This is a genomic window from Curtobacterium sp. MCPF17_003, from assembly GCF_003224385.1.
Lineage (GTDB): Bacteria > Actinomycetota > Actinomycetes > Actinomycetales > Microbacteriaceae > Curtobacterium > Curtobacterium flaccumfaciens.
Genome location: NZ_QKLC01000015.1, coordinates 38,358 through 57,016, shown reverse-complemented (window position 1 = coordinate 57,016; position 18,659 = coordinate 38,358). Strand labels below are relative to the sequence as shown.

21 protein-coding genes are annotated in these 18,659 nt (G+C 71.2%); 13 read left to right on the top strand and 8 right to left on the bottom strand.

Going from position 1 to position 18,659, the window contains the following annotated elements:
• Positions 1–107: 107 nt before the first annotated feature.
• Genes DEJ30_RS14350 through DEJ30_RS14330 form a run of 5 tightly spaced genes read left to right on the top strand, consistent with a single transcriptional unit; the run spans position 108 to position 4,620 of the window.
• The gene (locus tag DEJ30_RS14350) at positions 108–1,082 is read left to right on the top strand and encodes a carbohydrate ABC transporter permease (RefSeq protein ID WP_110862386.1); all 975 of its coding nucleotides are present in this window, start codon (positions 108–110) and stop codon (positions 1,080–1,082) included.
• Entirely contained in the window at positions 1,075–1,965 is an 891-nt protein-coding gene (locus tag DEJ30_RS14345) for a carbohydrate ABC transporter permease (RefSeq protein ID WP_110862385.1), read from the top strand. The genes DEJ30_RS14350 and DEJ30_RS14345 overlap by 8 nt, the downstream gene beginning before the upstream one ends.
• A gap of 50 nt (positions 1,966–2,015) precedes the next feature.
• Entirely contained in the window at positions 2,016–3,341 is a 1,326-nt protein-coding gene (locus DEJ30_RS14340; RefSeq protein WP_110862384.1) for an alpha-L-fucosidase, read from the top strand.
• Entirely contained in the window at positions 3,341–3,661 is a 321-nt protein-coding gene (locus tag DEJ30_RS14335; protein WP_110862383.1) for an L-rhamnose mutarotase, read from the top strand. Before DEJ30_RS14340 ends, DEJ30_RS14335 begins: the two co-directional genes overlap by 1 nt.
• Entirely contained in the window at positions 3,658–4,620 is a 963-nt protein-coding gene (locus DEJ30_RS14330; RefSeq protein ID WP_110862382.1) for an aldo/keto reductase, read from the top strand. Before DEJ30_RS14335 ends, DEJ30_RS14330 begins: the two co-directional genes overlap by 4 nt.
• A 90-nt stretch (positions 4,621–4,710) precedes the next feature.
• Here the strand turns inward: DEJ30_RS14330 and DEJ30_RS14325 are convergent, their stop codons facing one another.
• From DEJ30_RS14325 to DEJ30_RS14300, 6 genes are all read right to left on the bottom strand, one after another.
• Entirely contained in the window at positions 4,711–4,986 is a 276-nt protein-coding gene (locus DEJ30_RS14325) for a GlsB/YeaQ/YmgE family stress response membrane protein (RefSeq protein ID WP_027466577.1), read from the bottom strand.
• 96 nt (positions 4,987–5,082) lie between these two features.
• Positions 5,083–5,760 carry a FadR/GntR family transcriptional regulator gene (locus DEJ30_RS14320; protein WP_110862381.1) on the bottom strand — a complete coding sequence of 226 codons (678 nt, stop codon included), beginning with the start codon at positions 5,758–5,760 and terminating at the stop codon, positions 5,083–5,085.
• Between the two features lie 100 nt (positions 5,761–5,860).
• Complete coding sequence (locus DEJ30_RS14315; protein WP_110862380.1) at positions 5,861–6,646, bottom strand: SDR family NAD(P)-dependent oxidoreductase; 786 nt, start codon at positions 6,644–6,646, stop codon at positions 5,861–5,863.
• A complete protein-coding gene (locus DEJ30_RS14310) occupies positions 6,646–7,494 on the bottom strand; it encodes a fumarylacetoacetate hydrolase family protein (RefSeq protein WP_110862379.1) in 849 nt (282 codons plus the stop codon). The genes DEJ30_RS14315 and DEJ30_RS14310 overlap by 1 nt, the downstream gene beginning before the upstream one ends.
• A 42-nt stretch (positions 7,495–7,536) precedes the next feature.
• Positions 7,537–8,421 carry an amidohydrolase gene (locus tag DEJ30_RS14305; protein ID WP_220032961.1) on the bottom strand — a complete coding sequence of 295 codons (885 nt, stop codon included), beginning with the start codon at positions 8,419–8,421 and terminating at the stop codon, positions 7,537–7,539.
• A 155-nt stretch (positions 8,422–8,576) separates the two neighbouring features.
• Complete coding sequence (locus tag DEJ30_RS14300) at positions 8,577–8,846, bottom strand: glutaredoxin family protein (RefSeq protein WP_017888006.1); 270 nt, start codon at positions 8,844–8,846, stop codon at positions 8,577–8,579.
• A 74-nt stretch (positions 8,847–8,920) separates the two neighbouring features.
• Between DEJ30_RS14300 and DEJ30_RS14295 the strand changes: the two genes are divergently transcribed.
• The 7 genes from DEJ30_RS14295 to DEJ30_RS14265 all read left to right on the top strand — a co-directional run bounded on the left by DEJ30_RS14295 (position 8,921) and on the right by DEJ30_RS14265 (position 16,070).
• Positions 8,921–9,859, top strand: coding sequence for a PrsW family intramembrane metalloprotease (locus DEJ30_RS14295; RefSeq protein WP_110862378.1), 939 nt, complete (start codon positions 8,921–8,923; stop codon positions 9,857–9,859).
• 37 nt (positions 9,860–9,896) lie between these two features.
• Entirely contained in the window at positions 9,897–11,612 is a 1,716-nt protein-coding gene (locus DEJ30_RS14290) for an adenosylhomocysteinase (RefSeq protein WP_110862377.1), read from the top strand.
• Positions 11,609–12,994 carry an amidohydrolase family protein gene (locus DEJ30_RS14285; RefSeq protein ID WP_110862376.1) on the top strand — a complete coding sequence of 462 codons (1,386 nt, stop codon included), beginning with the start codon at positions 11,609–11,611 and terminating at the stop codon, positions 12,992–12,994. Before DEJ30_RS14290 ends, DEJ30_RS14285 begins: the two co-directional genes overlap by 4 nt.
• Positions 12,991–13,509 (top strand): cupin domain-containing protein, encoded by a 519-nt coding sequence (locus tag DEJ30_RS14280; RefSeq protein WP_258369966.1) that lies wholly within the window; start codon positions 12,991–12,993, stop codon positions 13,507–13,509. The genes DEJ30_RS14285 and DEJ30_RS14280 overlap by 4 nt, the downstream gene beginning before the upstream one ends.
• 83 nt (positions 13,510–13,592) lie before the next feature.
• Complete coding sequence (locus DEJ30_RS14275) at positions 13,593–14,414, top strand: ABC transporter substrate-binding protein (protein ID WP_110862375.1); 822 nt, start codon at positions 13,593–13,595, stop codon at positions 14,412–14,414.
• A gap of 4 nt (positions 14,415–14,418) precedes the next feature.
• Positions 14,419–15,297 (top strand): amino acid ABC transporter permease, encoded by an 879-nt coding sequence (locus DEJ30_RS14270; protein ID WP_110862374.1) that lies wholly within the window; start codon positions 14,419–14,421, stop codon positions 15,295–15,297.
• Complete coding sequence (locus DEJ30_RS14265; protein ID WP_110862373.1) at positions 15,294–16,070, top strand: amino acid ABC transporter ATP-binding protein; 777 nt, start codon at positions 15,294–15,296, stop codon at positions 16,068–16,070. Before DEJ30_RS14270 ends, DEJ30_RS14265 begins: the two co-directional genes overlap by 4 nt.
• On the opposite strand, the gene DEJ30_RS14260 is transcribed toward DEJ30_RS14265, so the two are convergent.
• On the bottom strand, positions 16,067–17,032 hold the full coding sequence (locus DEJ30_RS14260) for an NAD(P)H-quinone oxidoreductase (protein ID WP_110862396.1): 966 nt from the start codon (positions 17,030–17,032) through the stop codon (positions 16,067–16,069). The two genes, DEJ30_RS14265 and DEJ30_RS14260, sit on opposite strands and share 4 nt — an antisense overlap.
• 149 nt (positions 17,033–17,181) lie before the next feature.
• Between DEJ30_RS14260 and DEJ30_RS14255 the strand changes: the two genes are divergently transcribed.
• Positions 17,182–17,655 (top strand): hypothetical protein, encoded by a 474-nt coding sequence (locus DEJ30_RS14255; RefSeq protein ID WP_110862372.1) that lies wholly within the window; start codon positions 17,182–17,184, stop codon positions 17,653–17,655.
• A 93-nt stretch (positions 17,656–17,748) separates the two neighbouring features.
• Here DEJ30_RS14255 and DEJ30_RS14250 read toward each other — a convergent pair whose 3' ends face one another.
• Entirely contained in the window at positions 17,749–18,627 is an 879-nt protein-coding gene (locus DEJ30_RS14250) for an aldo/keto reductase (protein ID WP_110862371.1), read from the bottom strand.
• Between the last annotated feature and the right edge of the window lie 32 nt (positions 18,628–18,659).

Genomic DNA, 18,659 nt, shown 5'->3' with positions numbered 1-18,659 from the left:
GGGCGTCACCCCCTGACGGACGGAAGGCGCGGGTCGACCCCGCCCCGCGCCTCCCGGTCCGTCCCATCCCCTGACCAGGACCGCGCGAACGACGAGGAGGTCGTCGCATGACCACCATCCAGGACCCACCCGCCGAGGCGGCGCTGCCCGCCCCCGCGGTCGCGGTCGCGACCGGCGCGGCCCCGCGCCGGAAGGACAGCGGCACCGACGCCGAGCTCGGCCGCCGCTCCTGGTGGGGCGCCGCCTTCGCCGCTCCGCACTCGATCGGCCTCGTCGTGTTCACGGCGTTCCCGATCCTCGCGTCGCTCGTCGTGAGTTTCATGAACTGGCCGATGCTCGGCGAACGCTCGTGGGCAGGCCTGTCCAACTACGCGCAGCTGTTCTCCGACCCGATCTTCCGCACGGTGACGCTGAACACGGTGCTGTTCGTCGTGCTCTACGTGCCGCTCAACCTGGTCGTGTCCCTGGGGCTCGCGGCCTGGCTCACGCCGAAGATCCGCCACCGGCACGTCTTCCGCGTGCTGTTCTTCATCCCGACCATCACGCCGATCGTCGCGAACGTCGTCGTCTGGCGGATGCTGTACCAGCCGGGCGGTGCCATCGACGCGACGCTGCAGTCGACCGTCGGCGTGAACGCGCCGAACTTCCTGGCCGACGACGACTGGGCCATGCTCGCCGTCGTCGCGATGAGTGTCTGGCAGGGGTTCGGCTACAACATGCTGATCTTCTCGGCGGCGCTCGACTCGGTGCCGGAGAACCAGATCGAGGCCGCAGCGCTCGACGGGGCGAACGCGTGGCAGATGTTCTGGCGGATCAAGTTCCCGCTCATCTCGCCGTCGATCTTCTTCGCCACGATGATGACCCTGATCACCTCGTTCCAGGTGTTCGTCCAGCCGTTCGTCCTGACGAAGGGCGGCCCGGGCACCGCCACCGAGACCCTGGTGCAGTACATCTACAACACCGGGTTCCAGACCCAGCAGCTCGGGCTCGCGTCGGCCGGGGCGTGGGTGCTGTTCGTCATCATCCTCGGCATCACGGCCATCCAGTTCCTCGGACAGAAGCGGTGGGTGCACTATGACTGAGCTGACCTCGTCCAACCGGACGATCAACCCGCGGGCGCTGCCCCGCACGCACCGGCAGTCCGGCCGGGTGCGCCACGCGGTGGGCTACGTGCTGCTGTGCCTGGTGGCCCTGCTGTTCGTCTCGCCGCTCATCTACATGGTGGCGACGAGCCTGAAGCCGTCGGCCGACGTGTTCACCACACCGCCGACGCTGTGGGGCTCGTCCATCGAGTGGGGCAACTACGCGCAGGCGTTCACGTACCTGCCGTTCGCCCGGTTCATCCTGAACGGCGTCTTCGTCGCCGCGGCGGGGACGGCGATCAACGTCGCCGTCGCGGTGCTGTCCGGCTACGCGTTCTCGCGATTGCGGTGGCGCGGCCGGAACACGGTGTTCATCCTGTTCCTCGCGACGCTGATGATCCCGCAGGACGTGCTCGTGATCCCGATGTACGTGATGATGCAGGGCTTCGGGTGGGTCGACACCTTCCAGGCGCTCATCATCCCGTGGGCGTTCACGGCCCTCGGCGCGTTCCTGGTGCGGCAGTTCTTCCTCACCGTGCCGCAGGAGCTCGACGACGCTGCACGGGTGGACGGTGCCGGAGCGATCCGGACGTTCTTCTCGGTGATGCTCCCGCTCGCCCGACCCACGATGGCGGTCCTCGCCGTGTTCTCGTTCATCGCGTACTGGAACTCGTTCCTCTGGCCGCTCGTCATCGTCAACGACGTCGAGGCCCGCGGCACCATCCCGCTCGGCCTGCAGCAGTTCTTCGGGCAGCAGGGCTCCGAGTGGAACCTCGTGATGGCGGCGTCGGTGATCTCGATGCTGCCCACCGTGATCCTGCTGATCCTGCTCCAGAAGCACCTCGTCAAGGGCATCGTCACCAGCGGCCTCGGCGGCCGGTAGCGCTGCCGTGGCGTCTCCCCTCGTCCTCCCCTGAAAGGAACACTGGCCACATGACCATCACCGCACCTGCAGAGCCGCAGACCGCGACCGACGCCGCGGGGTTCCCCGCGTGGTTCTCCCACGACCGGTTCGGCATGTTCATCCACTGGGGGCTGTACGCCCTGCCGGCACGGCACGAGTGGGTGAAGAACCGCGAACGGATCACCGACGAGGACTACCAGAAGTACTTCGACCACTTCGACCCGGACCTGTTCGACGCAGCGGACTGGGCGCGTCGGGCACGACAGGCGGGGATGAAGTACGTCGTCCTCACGACGAAGCACCACGAGGGCTTCTGCCTGTGGGACACCGCGCTCACCGACTACAAGTCCACGAACACCCCCTTCGGCCGGGACATCGTCCGGGAGTTCGTCGACGCCGTCCGTGCCGAGGGGCTGCGCGTCGGTTTCTACCACTCGCTGATCGACTGGCACCACCCGGACTTCACCGTCGACGGCGTGCACCCGCGGCGGGACGACGGCGAGCAGGCGATCACGGCGCTGAACGAGGGGCGCGACATGACCCGGTACCGGGAGTACCTGCACGGGCAGATCGAGGAACTCCTGACGGACTACGGGCAGGTCGACTACCTGTTCTACGACTTCTCGTACCGGGACAACGACCACGAGGACATCTGGGGCGGCAAGGGCCAGGACGAGTGGGGCTCCGAGGAGCTCATGGCGCTGACGAAGCGCCTGCAGCCCGGCATCATCGTGAACGACCGGCTCGACATCCCCGGCGACCTGGTCACCCCGGAGCAGTACCAGCCCGACAAGCCGATGGAGGTCGACGGCGTCCCGGTGCCGTGGGAGGCCTGCCAGACGCTGAACGGTTCGTGGGGCTACGACCGTGACAACACGAACCTGAAGCCGGTCGACCTGCTCGTCCGCATGCTCGTCGACGGCGTCTCGAACAACGGGAACATGCTGCTCAACATCGGACCGACCGGTCGCGGCGAGTTCGACGGGGTCTCGCGGCAGACGCTCGACGGCATCGGGACGTGGATGCGACAGCACGCCCGCTCGGTGTACGGCGCCGGGCCCTCGCGGTTCGTCGCCCCGCGGAACACCGTCTACACGCAGAACGGCAACCGCCTGTACCTGCACCTGTTCGCGTGGCCGTTCGAGCACGTGCACCTGCCGGACCTCGCCGGCAAGGTGGCGTACGCGCAGCTGCTCAACGACGCGTCGGAGATCCACTTCCGCGAGATCCCACCGGGCACCCGGGCGCAGAACACCGGTCTCGGCGGCCAGCCCGCAGGCACGCTCACCCTGACGCTGCCGATCGTGCGACCCGACGTCGCCGTGCCGGTCGTCGAGCTGTTCCTGCGCGACTGATGCAGCGGATCCTCTCGCGCACCCGGCTGCGGCCCGGACGGGAGTCCGACTACGAGCAGGCGCACGCGGCGATCCCGCCCGCACTGGCCGACCGGCTGCGGTCCGCCGGGGTGTCGAACTGGAGCATCTGGCGCGACGGACAGGACCTGGTGCACCTGATCGAGGTCGAGGACTACCGTGCGATGCGCCGCGCACTGGCGGACGACCCGGTGAACGCGGCCTGGCAGGCGGTCATCAACCCCCTGCTCGAGGCGGACGACGACTACTCGGGCGACGACGACGGGATCCCGCTCGTCTGGACCCTGGAAGGACAGGCATGACGCAATCCGCTCAGGAGTTCGACCGTGGACCGTTCTGGCTGGGCGGCGCCGGGATCGGCAACCTGCTCCGCCCGGTGTCCGACGACGACGCCCGCGCTACGGTCGACGCTGCCTGGGACGCCGGGGTGCGCGGGTTCGACACCGCGCCGCACTACGGCCTCGGCCTGTCCGAACGACGACTCGGGGTGGCGCTCGCCGGACGCCCCCGGCAGGACTTCCTCGTGTCGACCAAGGTCGGACGGCTGCTCGTGCCGGGCCGTGGCGACGGCGACGACCTGGCCTCCGGCGGCTTCGCGGTGCCGAACGACACCGTGCGGCAGTGGGATCCGTCGCCGTCGGGCGTGCGGCGGTCGCTCGACGAGTCGCTCGGACGGCTCGGGCTCGACCACGTCGACGTCGCCTACCTGCACGACCCGGACGTCTACTCGCTCACCGACGGCCTGACCCAGGCGCTCCCGACGCTCGCCGAGCTGCGCGACGAGGGCGTGGTGCGGGCGGTCGGGGTCGGGTCGAACTCGGTCGAGGCGTTGTCGGCGGCCGTCGACACCGGGCTCTGCGACGTCGTCATGCTCGCCGGTCGGTACACCCTGCTCGAGCAGCCCGGGGCGGCGTTGGTGGCGCGGTGCGCTGCGCTCGGCGTCGCCGTGGTGGCGGTCGGTGTCTACAACTCGGGGTTGCTCGGGCAGGAGCGACCCGCGGTGGGGTCGACCTACGACTACGCCGAGGCGCCGGCGGCGCTCATCGACCGGGCGAACGCCATCGCCGACGTGTGCGAGCGCCACGCGGTCACGTTGCCCGAGGCTGCGCTGGCGTTCCCACGCCGGGCCCCGGCGGTCGCGGCGATCGCCCTCGGAGCGCAGTCCGCCGACCAGGTGCGCTCGAACGTCGCCCGGTCCGCCGCCCACGTGCCGGAGGCGCTGTGGGACGACCTGCGCGCGGGCGGCCTGCTAGCGGTCTGACCCGCGCACGAGGAAAGGCACCCAGAACCACGCGGTTGCGTGGTTCGGGGTGCCTTCGGTGGTGCGCCGGTCGGACCGGCAGCGTGGTGCCTAGCGACGCGAACCGCGGCCGGCGACCCGCGTGTAGATGAACAGCACGATGATGGCACCGATGATCGAGCCGATGATGCCGGCCGGCTGGAAGAAGCCGTCCATCGGGTCGTGCTGGAAGATCAGGAACCCCAGGAACCCGCCGACGAACGAACCGACGATGCCCAGGACGATCGTCATGAGGATGCCGATGTTCTGCTTGCCGGGGATGATGAGCCGGGCGAGAGCGCCGGCGATGAGTCCGATGATGATCAAGCTGATGATGAGACCGAGCACGGTGTCCTCCTCGTGGGTGCGGTTGCCGCGGCATGGTTGCCGGAGTCAGGGCCGAGGACTGACACAACTCCGAGGTTCCTGGGAGGACTGTCGGGTTCAGTCGAGTGAGCGTCGCAACCAGCGCTCGACACCTTCCACGTGCGACACGACGAGGGCCTGCACGAGCTGCGGATCCCGGCGCCGGATGGCGTCGACGATGGCCGCGTGCTCGTCGAGCGTCCGCTGCACCGACCCGTTCTGCGTCAGTCCGCGCCACACCCGCACCCGCACCGTCTTGCTCGACAGCGCGTCGAGCAGCCCGGACAGGTACTGGTTGCCGCCGATGCCCGCGATGGTCGAGTGGAACAGCAGGTCGTGGGCGACGAGGTCCTCGACGCCGGTGTCCTCGCCGACGGACTGCATCAGGGTCGCGAGCTCGTCGATCTGCTGCTCCGTGGCGCGGGCCGTCGCCAGGACGGCGGACGCCGGTTCCAGGATGCGGCGCACCTCGAGCAGGTCGACGAGCGACCGGTCGTGGTGCATGTCGACGACGAACGACACCGCCTCGAGCAGGACGCCCGGTTCGAGCGACGTCACGTAGGTGCCGTCGCCGCGTCGGACGTCGAGCACCCGGATGAGCTCGAGCGCCTTCACCGCTTCGCGGAGGCTGTTGCGGGACAGTCCGAGCGACTCGCTCAGTTCCTTCTCGGGCGGGAGACGCTGGCCGGGTTGGAGCTCGCCGCTGACGATCATCTGCTGGATGCGTGCGATCGCATCGTCGGTCAACGACGCCACGTCACCACCTCCTGTGGACCCGGCCGCGTGCGCGACGGGACGTCCCGACGATACCCGGGACGGGCCTCCAGGCCGGTGCGGCGGAGCCGCGGGGCGACCATCAGGCCGGCCGCAGCCGGAGCGCCTGCATCCCGCCGTCGACCGCCAGCTCGACGCCCGTCGTCGACCGGGCGAGCGGGCTCGTCAGGTAGGCGACCGCCTCGGCGACCTCCGCCGCCTGCACCAGGCGTCCGTGCGGCTGACGTGCCTCGAGCGCGGCGCGTTCGGCGGCCGGGTCGTCCGCGGATGACAGGAGTCGTGCGACCCACGGGGTGTCCGCGGTACCGGGGTTGACGGCGTTGACCCGGATGCCCTCGCGGACGTGGTCGGCGGCCATCGCACGGGTGAGTGCGGAGATCGCCCCCTTCGTGGCGGAGTAGAGCGCCCGCTGGGGCAGCCCGGCGGTGGCCGCGACGGAGCACGTGTTGACGATGCTCGCGCTGTCCGACGCTCGGAGGTGGGGGAGTGCGGCGCGGGACAGGCGCACGGCGCCGAGCACGTTGACCTCGTACACGCGTCGCCATTCGTCGTCGGTGTTGTCCTCCACCGTCCCCTGGGCGCCGATGCCGGCGTTGTTCACGAGCAGGTCGAGACCCCCGAGCTGGTCGACCGCCGAGGCGACGGCTGCACGGACGGACTCGTCGGACGACACGTCGCAGGTGACGGAGACGACCCCCTCGGCGGTGGACGGTTGCAGGTCGAGCACCGCGACCGCTGCGCCGCGTTCCTGGAGTGCGGCCGCGATGGCCGCGCCGATGCCGGAGGCGCCGCCGGTGACGATCGCGCGGAGACCCGCGTGGCTGCCGGGCCTTCCGGTCGTGCCGGTCTGGGCGGTCGTGTCGGCCATCAGGCTGCTCCCACCGTCTGGCGCTGCGAACCCAGCCCGTCGGCGGTGAGCTCGACCACGTCGCCGGGCCGCAGGTACGGCGCGTGCCCGGCGAGGGCGACCCCGGCCGGGGTGCCGGTGCTGATGACGTCGCCCGGGTACAGCACCATGAACTGCGACAGGTACCGGACGATCTCGACGGGTCGGAAGATCATGTCGGCCGTGGTGCCGTCCTGGCGGACCACTCCGTTGACGGTGAGCCGGAGCGCGAGCGCCGCCGGGTCGACCTGGTCGGGGGTGACCAGCCACGGGCCGAGGGGGTTGAACGTCTCGCAGGACTTCCCCTTGTCCCACTGCCCGCCCCGCTCGAGCTGGAAGGCCCGTTCGGAGACGTCGTTCGCGATGGCGTACCCGGCGATGCAGGCGCTCACGGCCTCGTCGGAGTCGCAGTAGCGGGCGGTCCGCCCGATGACGACGGCGAGCTCGATCTCCCAGTCGGTCTTCTCGCTGCCGCGGGGGATCAGGACCTCGTCGTCCGGGCCGATCACCGTCATCGGGTCCTTCATGAACACGATCGGTTCGGTCGGGATCTCGGCACCGGTCTCGGCGGCGTGGTCGCGGTAGTTCAGGCCGATGCAGACGACCTTGCCGGGGCGTGCCACGGGTGCGCCGCGGCGGAGGCCCTCGGCGTCGGGGAGCGCTCGGACGTCGCCGGCGCTCCGCGCGTGCCGGACGCGGGTGACCGGGTCGGACGCCAGGAACGCCCCGCTGATGTCGGTCGTGATCGGGCGGAGGTCGAGGACCTCGCCGTCGGAGTCGACCGCGACGGGGATCTCGCCGCCCGCGGGGCCGAGTCGTGCGAACTGCATCGTTCCTCGCTCTCCGGCTGCACCGGCGCAACCAGAGACATCCTATGTCTGGTCCAGAGCTCCGACAAGGTTCCGGGTGCTGAGGGTCCTGCCGTGCAGGTAGGTGCGCTCCGCCGTCCCGCCGAAGACCGCCTGCCGTTCGTCCGGGGACAGGTCGCCCAGCGCTTCGGTGGTCCGCAACACGACGTCGTCGTACGTCGTGGCGAGCGTCGAGACCGGCCAGTCGGACCCGAACAGCGACCGCTCCGGGCCGAAGCACTCGATCACCTGCCGGGCGTACCGGTCGACGGGCTGCCGTCGCCACTCCGGGCCGGCCTCGGTGAACAGTCCGGACACCTTGCAGGCCACGTTCGGACGCGCGGCGAAGTCGTCGATCCGGCCCGGCCACCCGGGGTCCCCGCCCGCGATGTCGGGTTTGCCGGCGTGGTCGAGGACGAACGAGCCCTCGGGCACGGCGTCGAGCAGCGTGAGGGCTGCGCGGTGCTCGCGCGCGCGGACGAGCACGTCGAACACCAGGCCGACGGCGGCCACGGCGCGGACCCCGCGGACGACCTCGGGCCGGGCGAGCCAGTCCGGGTCCGGTTCGTCCTGCGCCTGGTGCCGGATGCCGACCAGGCGGTTGCCGACCAGCCGGTCGCCACCGGAGCGCGCGACGACGGCGGCGATCCGGTCGGCGACGTCGGGGGCGGTCAGGTCCACCCAGCCGACGACGCCGGCGACCGGCTCGGGCTGCTCGAGGAGCCACGCGGTCTCGCCGGGGTCGTGCACGGCCTGCACGACGATCGTCCGGGTGACGTCGGTGCCCCGGGCGGCGGCGATCAGGTCGTCCACGTCGAACCGGCGGCGGATCGGAGCGACCGAGTCGTCCATCCAGGGGTACGACCGGTCGGCGGGATCCCAGAGGTGGTGGTGAGCGTCGATGATCACGCGATCATGATGCCCGATTCATCCGATGTCCGCCCGGTGGGGCCGGTGCCGCCGGTGCCGCCGATGCGGCGACCTTTCGCGCTCAACGACACCTCACGGACGCCGCGGCGCGTGAGGTGTCGCTGAGCGCGTGGAGTCGCAGCGCCGAGCGCCGATCAGACGACGCCCGAGGCCTCGAGTTCGGCCCGCAGCTCGGCGTCGGACGGCTCGACGAAGTGCTTGCCGTTGGGCAGCACCACGACGGGGATGTTCTTCCGGCCGCTGATCGCCTCGGCACGGTCGGCGGCGGACAGGTCCTGCTCCACGTCGACGTACTCGTAGTCCACGCCGAGGGTGTCGAGCAGCGCCTTGGACCGACGGCAGTCGCGGCACCAGTCGGCGCCGAACATGGTCACGCGGTCGGGGGCAGTCGTCGCATCGCTCATGTGCAGAGAGTACGTCGGAGCACCGCCGGGCATTCCCGTGACGCCCCTCGCCCTGCCCGGAGCACGATGTGCCCATGAGCCTGCCCTGGGACACGCCCGTCGCACACCCCCACCACCGCCACGGCTGGTGGTGGAAGACCCTGCTCGTCGGCTTCGTGCTGTGGGTCGTCACGATCATCGTCACGGTGTCGACGCAGAACACGAACCTCGTGCCGACGATCATCCTGCTCGGCAGCTTCCTCGTGCCGTTCACCGTCGTGCTGTTCGTGATCGAACGGGTCACCGGCACGGTCAGCACCATGCAGCTCGTCACGGCGTTCTTCGTGGGCGGGATCCTCGGGGTGCTCGGGGCGTCGCTGCTCGAGGCCGACCTGGAGCAGGGAGCCGGGCTGTACCTGGTCGTCGGGTTCGTCGAGGAGTTCGTGAAGGGCGTCCTGCTCGTCGTCGTGGGGTGGCGCGTCCGCCCGAAGACGGCGAGGCAGGGTGCGCTGCTCGGCGCGACGATCGGTGCCGGGTTCGCCGCGTTCGAGTCCGCCGGCTACGCCTTCAACGCGGCGATCACGGCCCGGGGGATCGACCTGGCGTCGCTCCTGCAGACCGAGGTGGTCCGCGCGGTGCTGGCGCCGGTCGGGCACGTGCTCTGGACCGCGATCCTCGGTGCGGTGCTCTTCGGTGCGGCCACCGGGCGTGCCCGCTTCCACTGGTCGTGGCCGCCGATCGTCGCGTACGTGGTGGTCTCGGTGCTGCACGGGCTGTGGGACGCGAACGGCACCATCGCCACGTTGATCGCGTTCGTCGTGTCCGGGGTCCCGTTCTCGGCCGCGCAGTACGGCATGGTCCCCGCGGCGGTCGGCGGGATCGTGACGACCGTCTACGTGATCGGGCTCGCGATCGTGAGCCTGATCGGGGTGGCCGTGCTCGTCGGTGTGCTCCGCCACCACCGCGGGCGAACCCCGGCCGAGCCGACACCCGACGGCTGGGACACGACGCCAGGACCCGGCCACCTGCGCTGAACCCGATCGCCGCCGCCGGTCGCCCTACGATTGGCACATGCCGCCAGCACCCGACGCCGAGACGCTGGCCTGGGCCTCGGCGGCCGTCCGGCGCTTCGCCGCAGCGACCAACCTGATCGTCGCCGCACGCCGGTTCCGCATCGTCGGCGGCGACCCCCGTGACGCCAACGCACTCCGGCACCTGCTGACCGCACTCGGCGCGCGCGAAGCCGAGCCGCAGCCGCAGTCGAACCTGCCGCAGCCGTCCGACCTCGTCGACCAGCTCTGGTGCCTCGGGACGCCCGACGAATCGACCCCTGCGGTCGAGCAGGCCGCCGACCGCCCACGCGGCACCACCCTGGTCGTCATCGACGCCGGCCGGTACCTGCCCGCCGTCGACGAGGACGCCTTCGGCCCCGTCGCACCCGCCCGCCCCGGCGTGCTCGCCGTCCCGATGCTCTCCGACGACGTCTTCCTGGTGTCCACCGGCCGCGACCCCGAGGACGACCCCGCGGCCCACGCCCGCCTGCGCTGGGCCCGACGGTCGATGCCGGTCGCCCGCTCGGTCGCCGCGGAACTCCGCGACGGTGGGCTCCTGCGGGGCACACGCATCGGCGTCGCGATGTTCCTCGAGCCCAAGACGGCCGTGCTCAGCCTGCTGCTCCGTGACGCCGGCGCCGAGGTCGTCGTCTACGCCCACGCCGACGAGACCGACGACGCCGTCGCCGAAGCGCTGCGGTCCGCCGGCCTGACGGTGTTCGCGAGCAGCACGGCGACGCTGGCCGAGCAGAAGCAGCTGGCCCTCGCGATGCTCGACACCGCGCCGCACATCCTGCTCGACGACGGCTCGCACGTCATCCGGCTCGCCCACCAGGAACGCCCCGACCTGCTGCCGACGATGCTCGGCGCCGCCGAGGAGACCACGAGCGGCCTGCGACCCCTGCGTGTACTTGCGGCGCGCGGCGAGCTCGGCATCCCGGTGGTCGCGGTGAACGACGCCCGCACCAAGACGTTCTTCGACAACCGGTACGGCACCGGGCAGTCGACGGTGTTCGCGGTGCTCGACCTGGTCGACGGGCTCGCGTCCGGCACGCACCGCGTCGTTACGGGAGGCACGGGGGTCGTCGCCGGGTTCGGACACGTCGGCGAGGGGGTCGCCCTGGCGCTCACCGCCCTCGGGTTCCGGGTGACGGTCGCCGAGACCGACCCGGTCCGCGCCCTGCAGGCGCGGTTCGCCGGGTACGCCGTGGCCCCGCTCGCCGAGGCGGTGCGCGACGCCGACCTCGTGATGAGCGCCACCGGGGTGCCGGACACCATCGACCTCGACGTGCTTCGTGCCTGCGCGGACGGCGTGGTCCTCGCCGTCGCCGGAGGGGTCGACCAGGAGATCGCCGTCGACGGCGCCCTCGCCGCCGGGGCCCGGCGCCAGGACGTGGGGCCGAAGGCCGAGCGGTTCGTGTTCCCCGGGGCCGACGGCGGACCGATCGTGCTCGACGACGGCGGCTGCATCAACATCACCGCGGCCGAGGGCAACCCGGTCGAGATCATGGACCTGTCGTTCGCCGTGCAGCTCGGCGCCGTCCGGATGCTCCTGGAACGCGGCGACGAGCTGGAGCGTGCCGTCGTGCCGATCGACCCCGCGGTCGACGAGGTGACCGCCCGCGCTGCGCTCGCCGCCTTCGGGAGCCGACCCGTGCCTCCCGGCCTTCCCGCTGAGCACCCGGCGGACCGCGAGCCGGACGTCCGGACCCACCGTTTCGGAGACCCGGCATGAGCGCCCGTCCACACCCGGTCACCGTGCACTCGGCGCGCGTCGTCGTCCCGATGACCGCGCCGCCGATCGCCGACGGCGCGGTGGCCGTGCAGGACGGCCGCATCCTGCACGTCGGCGACCGGTCGTGGGTCATCGACCAGCTCTCCGGGGCCGGCGCGACCTTCACCGAGCGGCAGTGGCGTGGCGCGCTCCTGCCCGGCCTCGTCAACGCGCACTCGCACCTCCAGTACACCGGCATGGCCAGTGTCGGCCAGCGCCAGTACAACGGGTTCGAGGACTGGGCCGCAGCGTTCAACGTCGACTACGCCGAACCGCACGACTGGCGGGCCGAAGCCGCGGACGGTGCGCGGTCGTCGATCCTGGCCGGCGTCACGAGCATCGCGGACATCGTCACCGACATCGAGGCCTCGACCGCGCTGCAGGACGCCGGACTCGGCGGCATCGCGTACTGGGAGGTGATGGACTGGGAGAACGACGCCTGGCAGTCGCACGGTCGCGACCAGGTGCTCGACGAACTCGACCGGATCCCAACGACACCCGGTGCGGGCCTGTCGCCGCACGCGCCGTACTCCCTCGAGGTCGCTCCACTGCTCGAACTCCCCGACATCGTGCGGCAGCGCGGCCTGCGGCTGCACCTGCACCTCGGCGAGGCGGCGTTCGAGGGGGAGCGCATCGCCCTCGGTCCGGTCCCCGGACTCGACGGGGTCGACGGCGTCGGCCACGGGAACGACTGGCACCTGGCGAACGTGCCGTCGTTCCGGGCGCTGCGAGCCCTGGGCTTCGGTGCGAGTGCGACCGCGTTCGTCGATCGGCTCGGTGTGCTCGGGCCGGACTGCCACATCGCACACGGCGTGTACATGACGGCTGCCGACCGGGCGCTCCTGCGGGCCCGGGGCACCGCGGTGGCGCTGTGCCCCCGCTCCAACGCCGTCATCGGCCTCGACCCGCCGCCCGTCGCCGACTACCTGCGCGAGGGCAGCCCGATCGCGATCGGCACCGACTCCCTGTCGTCGTCACCGTCCCTCGACCTGATGGCCGACGTCACCGCACTGCACCGGATCGCCCGCGCCCAGGGCTACGGGCACCGCGACCTGCACGAGCGGCTGCTCGCAGCGGCGACCCTCGGTGGTGCGCACGCGATGGGGCTCGCCGTCGGGTCGGACCGCATCGGGCACCTCGCCGTCGGGGCGCGTGCCGACCTGGCGGTCTTCGACGTCGACGCCCGCACGGTGCCGGACGCGCTCGCCGAGCTCGTCGAGGACGGCGCCGGGCGGGCGGCCGCCACCGTGATCCGCGGGGTCGTCCGCGCGGCGGCGGGCGTCGTCACCGAACCGGCTTCACCGCACATGAACACCGCCGCACCGCACCAGGAGGAACGATGACCGAGTCCGCACCCCACCTCGGCATGGCCGCACGCCGAACCGTCACCGGTGAGCTGATCGAGTGGCTCGACGTGCCGAAGCGCGCGATCGCCCTCGGCATGGAACCGCACCCCGAGGGCGGCTGGTACGTCCGCACCTGGACCTCGCCGGCGACGGTCACCACCCCCGCGGGGGAGCGTCCCGCCGCCACGCTGATCCACTTCCTGCTGCCCCCGGGCGAGGCCTCCGCCTGGCACCGGGTCACGAGCGACGAGATCTGGATGTGGCACGGCCCGGACACCGTCGACCTGCAGCTCGGCGGCGACGGTGACGTCCCCGAGCCCGGCGCGACGATCACCCTCGGCCCGGACGCCGGACGCGACCGGGTGAACGACGCGCAGGCGTTCGTGCGCGGCGGCGTGTGGCAGCGGACGATCCCGGGCGACGGCGAGGTGCTGCTGAGCTGCCTGGTGTCGCCGGGCTTCTCGTTCGACGACTTCACGATGGCCGACGACGGGGACCCTGCCGCCGAGTAGCACCGTGACACCGTTTCGCGTTGGTATCCCACCGCGAAGTACACTTCGACCTGCCCCCACCCCCCTCGCACGAAGGCCCGACCGTGACCCGTCACCTCCGCTTCACCCTCGCCGTCGCCACCGCCGCGGTCGCCGCCCTCGCCCTGTCGGCCTGCTCTGCCGGGGGCAGCGGCAACGCCGACGGCACCGTGACCGACGGCAAGCTCACGATCGCCACCGGCGACCCGGCGTACTCGCCCTGGATCGAGGACAACAAGCCCGAGTCCGGCAAGGGCTTCGAGTCCGCCGTGGCGTACGCGGTCGCGAAGGAGATGGGCTACGGCAAGTCGGACGTCGTGTGGAAGCGCAGCACCTTCGACAGCGCCATCGCCCCGGGCCCGAAGGACTGGGACCTCAACGTCCAGCAGTTCTCGATCGACGCGAAGCGCAAGAAGGCCGTCGACATGTCGAGCGCGTACTACACGACGACCCAGGCGGTCGTGACGACGTCCGGGTCGAAGGCCGCCGACGACACCACCATCGCCGCGCTCAAGCAGGACGCCATCGGCGTCGCGACCGGTTCGACGAGCATCGCGAGCGTCAAGGACGTCCTCGGGGTCACGCCGAAGGTGTTCAACTCCAACGACGACGCCGTGCTCGCGCTCAAGTCCGGGCAGATCGACGCGATCGTCACCGACCTGCCGACGGCCTTCTACATGGCCTCGGCGCAGGTCGACGACGGCACCGTGTCCGCGCAGTTCCCGTCCGACGGCAAGGGCGACGAGTTCGGCTTCGTCCTGCCGAAGGACTCGGAGCTCACGAGCAAGGTCGACAAGGCCCTGAAGACCCTCGACGACGACGGCACCCTGCGGGACCTGCAGACCAAGTGGCTGTCGTCGGAGACCGGTACGCCGGTCCTGAAGTAACCGGATGACCCTGCCAGCAGGGGCCGGCACCCCGGTCGCCGCACCCGCGCCGAGCCAGGTCGAGCTCGAGCGTCGGCTCTACCGTCGCCAGCGTGGCCGTCGCTCCGTCGTGGTGTCGGTCGTCTCCACCCTGGTCGTGCTCGCCGTCGTGTACTTCGGCGTCGTGAACACCCCCGGGTGGGCGGCGGTGCAGCAGTCGTTCTTCGACCCGGAGACCGCGGTCGACACGTTCCCGGACATCTTGCTGGGCCTCTGGCTGAACGTCCGGATCCTGTTCTTCAGCGCCATCGGCGTCGCCGTCTTCGGCACGTTGCTCGCGGTCGTCCGCGGTCTGCGCAACCCGGTGTTCTTCCCGCTGCGGATGCTCGCGACCGGCTACACGGACCTGTTCCGCGGTCTGCCGCTCATCATCGTGCTCTACCTGGTCGGCTACGGCATCCCCGGACTCGGGGTGTTCCCGCGGCTCCCCGCCGAGGTCTGGGGCACGATCGCGATCACCCTGACCTACTCGTCCTACATCGCCGAGGTGCTCCGGGCCGGCATGGAGGCCGTGCACCCCTCCCAGCGTCTGGCCGCCCGGTCGCTCGGACTGTCGCACGCCAAGACCCTGCGGCTCGTGGTGCTGCCGCAGGCGATCCGCAAGGTCACGCCGGCGCTGATGAACGACTTCGTGTCGATGCAGAAGGACGTCGGTCTGGTGTCGATCCTCGGTGCCGTCGATGCGGTCCGCTCCGCCCAGATCGCGCAGGCCGAGACCTACAACTTCACGCCGTACTTCGTCGCCGGACTGCTGTTCGTGGTGATCAGCCTGCCGCTGATCCGCGTCACGGACGCGATCGCGCGTCGCCAGCAGCGGCGCGAGCAGATCGGAGGGACCGTATGAGCGAGGCCGGCCTGGAGGCCCGTGGTGCGTCCGGTGAGGACGCCGCGGTCCTCGAACTGCGCGGGTTGCGCAAGGCCTTCGGCGAGCACGAGGTCCTGCGCGGGATCGACCTGACGGTCCACCGCCACCAGGTCATCTGCGTCATCGGGGCCTCGGGCTCCGGCAAGTCGACGCTGCTCAAGACGGTCAACCTGCTCGAGGGCATCGACGACGGCGAGATCCTGCTGCAGGGCACGGACATCGCCGACCCGCGCATCGCCGTCGACGCCGTGCGGGCGCGCATCGGCGTGGTGTTCCAGCAGTTCAACCTGTTCCCGCACATGAGCGTGCTCGACAACGTCACGCTCGCCTCCCGCCAGGTGCACGGCATCGGACGAGCCCAAGCCGAGGACACTGCGCGCCGCCTGCTCGACCGGATCGGCCTCGCTTCGTTCGCCGATGCGTACCCCGACCGCCTGTCCGGCGGGCAGCAGCAGCGCGTCGCCATCGTCCGGGCGATCGCGTCGGACCCGGAACTCCTGCTGCTCGACGAGGTCACGAGCGCCCTCGACCCGCAGCTCGTCGGCGAGGTGCTCGACCTGGTCACCGAGCTGAAGCGACAGGGTTCGACGATCCTGATGACGACGCACGAGATGCACTTCGCGCGGAACGTCGCCGACCGGATCGTGTTCCTGCACCGCGGCGAGGTCGTCGAGCAGGGTTCCCCCGCCGACGTCCTCGACCGCCCGCAGCACCCGGCGCTCGTCGAGTTCCTCGCCCGCGTGCACGCCTAGGGCGTCAGCAGCACCTTGCCGATCACCTCACCGTCGCGCACGCGGCGGTGGGCCTCCTCGACCTCGGCCAGGGGCAGCACCGAGTCGATGACCGGGCGCACCCGGCCGTCGGCGACCAGCGGCCACACGTTGTAGCGGACCGCCTCGACGATGTCGGCCTTCTCGGCGAGCGGCCGTGCGCGCAGGGTCGTGCCGCTGATCGTCGCGCGCTTCCGCATCAGCACACCGAAGTCGAGCTCGGCGGTGCGGCCGCTGCCCGAGGCGATGACCGCGATGTGCCCGTTCGGGGCGAGGGCCCGCAGGTTCCGCTCCAGGTAGGACGGTCCGACGACGTCGAGCACCACGTCGACGCCGACACCGTCGGTGAACGCCAGGACGCGTTCCACGAAGTCCTCCGTGCGGTGGTCGATGACCAGATCGGCGCCGAGGTCACGGGACGCGGCGACCTTGCGGTCGCCGCCGCTCGTCGCGATCACCGTCGCACCGAGGGCCTTCGCCCACAGCACCGCGTGCGACCCCATGCCGCCCGTTCCGCCGTGCACCAGGAGTGTCTGCCCGGGGCGGAGCCCGGCGAGCATGCCGATGTTGGAGTAGACCGTGCAGGCGGCCTCGGGCAGACCGGCCGCCTCGACCAGGTCGACGCCGTGGGGGACCGGCAGCACCTGGGTGACCGGCGCGACCACGAGTGCCGCGTACCCGCCGCCGGAGAGCAAGGCGCACACCCGGTCGCCCACCGCCACGGTCGTGACGCCCGCGCCGACGGCCCGCACCGTGCCGGAGACCTCGAGCCCGAGGATCTCCGACGCCCCGGGCGGCGGCGGGTAGTTCCCGGCGCGCTGCTGCAGGTCGGCGTTGTTGACGCCGGCCGCGGCGACCTCGATCAGGACCTCGTCCGTGCCGGGTTCGGGGTCGGGCAGGTCGGTGACGGACATGGAAGCGTCGTCGAACGTGATGGCTCGCATGCCCTCGACGGTACGCGCCACGCGCCTCCGGTCGGCTGCCGCTCGCCCACAACCGCCGCCGGTCTCCTTGTAGATGTTCCCTGTACGCTCGATGACGGATCTGCACCTCATCCGGGGGAGTGCGGACAGATCGAGGGGGACTCTGCACCATGCCCAAGAAGCTCATCGCGCTGGCCACCGCCAGCCTCGCACTCACGCTGCTCGCCGGTTGCTCGGGCGGCGACGGCGGTTCGTCCGGTGGCGACTCGGGCTCGTCCAGCGCACCGTCGGCCTCGAAGACCGCCGCCGCAGCACCCGCCCAGACCAAGGAAGAAGCCTGCTCCCTGCTCGAGAACGAACTCGCGTCGTTCCTCAAGGAGCAGGGTTCGAGCTCTGCCCCGGCTGAGCCGAAAGCCCGTGCGGCACTCGTCGACGAGTTCGTCCAGCGCATCGACTCGGCGCTGACGAAGGTCTCGAACGATCAGGTCCACGACACGTTCGAGGACTTCTCCGGCGCCGCGAAGGGCTACAGCTCCGCCATCCGCTCCGGCGCGGCCGAGGACTCCGCCGAGGTCAAGACGGCCCAGACCGAGGTGCAGACCACACTCGACCAGGTCTCGGCGGTCTGCCCCGCCAAGAGCTGAGCGGGCGCACGCCCAGCCACACACGACGACGCTCCGCCGCTCCTGAACCAGGAGCGGCGGGGCGTCGTGCTTCCCCCGTCGGGGGAACGGGCGTCAGACGGCCGCGGGCTGTGAGGCGTCGAGGCGTGCGACGTCCTCCGGCCGCAGTCGCACGGTCGGCGCCGTGATCGAGTTCAGGATCGACTGCGGCCGCGACGCACCGGGGATCGGTACGACGACGTCGCTCTTCTGCAGCTCCCACGCCAGGGCGATGACCTGCGGGGTGACCCCGCGGTCGCGGGCGATGTACGCGAAGTCCTCGAACGCCGTGCCGAGGTCCGCCGCGCTCCCGATGCCGCCGAGGGGGCTCCACGGCAGGAACGCGATGCCGAGCTCGTCGCACAGTTCGAGTTCCGGCTCGCTCGACCGGAACTTCGGTGAGTACTGGTTCTGCACCGATGCCAGGCGTCCGCCGAGCACCTCGTTCGCGGTGCGGATCTGGTCCGGGTCGGCGTTCGAGATGCCCGCCATCCGGATGACGCCCTCGTCGAGCAGCTCGGCGAGCGCCCCGATCGAGTCCGCGTACGGCACGGCCGGGTCGGGGCGGTGGAACTGGTAGAGCCCGATGGACTCGACACCGAGACGCTTCGCCGAGGCCTTCGCTGCCTCCTTCAGGTACTCCGGGTGCCCGTTCTGCGCCCAGTTGCCGGTTTCGGGACGCAGGTGGCCGCCCTTCGTCGCGATGAGCACGTCCGAGGTGTCGTCGTGGAACTCCCGGACGGCCCGCGCGATGAGCTCCTCGTTGTGCCCCACCTCGTCGTGGCCGCCCAGGTGGTACGCGTCGGCGGTGTCGATGAGCGTGACACCGTTCTCGAGCGCTGCGTGGATCGTGGCGATGGACTGACGCTCGTCCGGCCGGCCCTCGATCGACATGGGCATCCCGCCCAGACCGATGGCACTGACGGACACGTCTCCGATGACTCGTTGCTTCATCGGCCCAGCATGCGCCCGGCCCCGAGGGTGAC